Below are 1,610 nucleotides of genomic sequence, written 5' to 3'. Positions count from 1 at the left end.
GCACCACCTCTCCGTCATCCTAAAGCACCTCCTCTCCGTCATCCTCGTCCTCGGGTTWAACCCGAGGACGAGGATGACGGAGCGGGGGTACTCCACGAATATCGGAGGGGAAGTGCTTTCGATGACGGAACTGTGGTACTTTAGGATGACGGAGAGGGAGGTGCTTTGCCAACTTTTCCAAAGACGCAAATGCGTGGATAAGTTCGGACTTATCCACGGTAAGGTGTTTCCGGCGCAGAAAGCTATTACTCGAACGCACCGCACGCTGTTCTTGAAAGGGCAAAATCGTTACTTGGCATGTTGCGCGTCAAAGAGGCTCGCTTCAACTTGGCAACTACGTCAAGTTGCATGAATTCGCGAAAAGCGTTCTCATATGAACCAGCGCTTAATTGAACGAGCGTTTCTTTAATTTGCGCCTGAAATACGGTTCGGAGGCCGAAATTGGCATGTTTGCGATGCTCAGGTCCCGATCTGGATGCGCAAATGGTGCGAATTCATGCCGAACTCATACAAACATTGCCGATTCTGATGCAAGAAACCGCGATTCGGGCGCAAGAATTTCAACCGGCGCGGGAATTTTAGTTGTCTCAAGTTGATGATTTCCATCACCAAAAGGAACTTGTAACCAAAAGCCCGCGCGACTATGGTGCGCCACCTCGTGACCGGACAGGGTCTCGGGGCTGATCATTATTATTTCGGAGTTTCCCATGCTGAAAGGCTCAATCACCGCTCTCGTCACGCCCTTCGATCAGGACGGCGCGTTCGACGAGAAAGCCTTTCGTGGCTTCGTTTCCTGGCAAATAGACAATGGAACCAACGGGTTGGTCCCCGTTGGCACCACTGGTGAATCGCCGACGCTGTCCCATGCGGAACACAAGCGCGTCGTCGAGGTTTGCATCGAGGAAGCGGCCGGGCGCGTGCCGGTGATTGCGGGCGCAGGCTCCAACAATACGCGTGAAGCCATTGAATTGGCTGAGTTTTCTGAAAAGGCCGGCGCCGACGCCATTCTCGTCGTCACGCCCTATTACAACAAGCCGAGCCAGCGCGGCCTCTACGCCCATTACGCGGCGATCGCCGAAGCGGTTTCGCTGGCGATCATCATCTACAACATTCCGGGCCGGTCGATCATCGATATGACGCCGGAGACGATGGGCAGACTTGCCAATGATTTCAAGAACATAGCTGGCGTCAAAGACGCGACCGGCAAGATCGAACGCGTGTCGGAACAGCGCATCACCTGTGGCAAGGATTTCATCCAGCTCTCCGGCGAGGATGCGACGGCGCTCGGCTTCAACGCCCATGGCGGCCATGGCTGCATCTCGGTGACGTCGAATGTCGCGCCGCGGCTTTGCGCGGAATTTCAGGCGGCAACGCTGGCTGGTGAATATGATAAGGCGTTGTTATTGCAAGATAAATTGATGCCATTGCACAAGGCGCTGTTTCTTGAACCCAACCCGTCCGGGCCGAAATATGCGCTGGCGAAGCTTGGCAAAATGCAGAACGCGCTCCGTTCGCCGATGGTGCAGGTCGAGGCCCATACCGCCGACCGTATCGATCAGGCGATGCGGCATGCCGGTCTGGTGAATTAAGGTTCGGAATCCCATATTTTT

1 protein-coding gene is annotated in these 1,610 nt (G+C 55.1%); it reads left to right on the top strand.

Translation table 11 applies throughout. From position 1 onward, the window contains the following. Positions 1–707 precede the first annotated feature (707 nt). Entirely contained in the window at positions 708–1,589 is an 882-nt protein-coding gene (gene dapA, locus ACXJ5O_RS26340; protein WP_457302482.1) for a 4-hydroxy-tetrahydrodipicolinate synthase, read from the top strand. Positions 1,590–1,610 lie beyond the last annotated feature (21 nt).

Source organism: Phyllobacterium sp. P5_D12 (assembly GCF_054049495.1).
The sequence above is the reverse complement of the archived record's forward strand: the minus strand, read 5'-3'. Positions and strand labels throughout refer to the sequence as shown.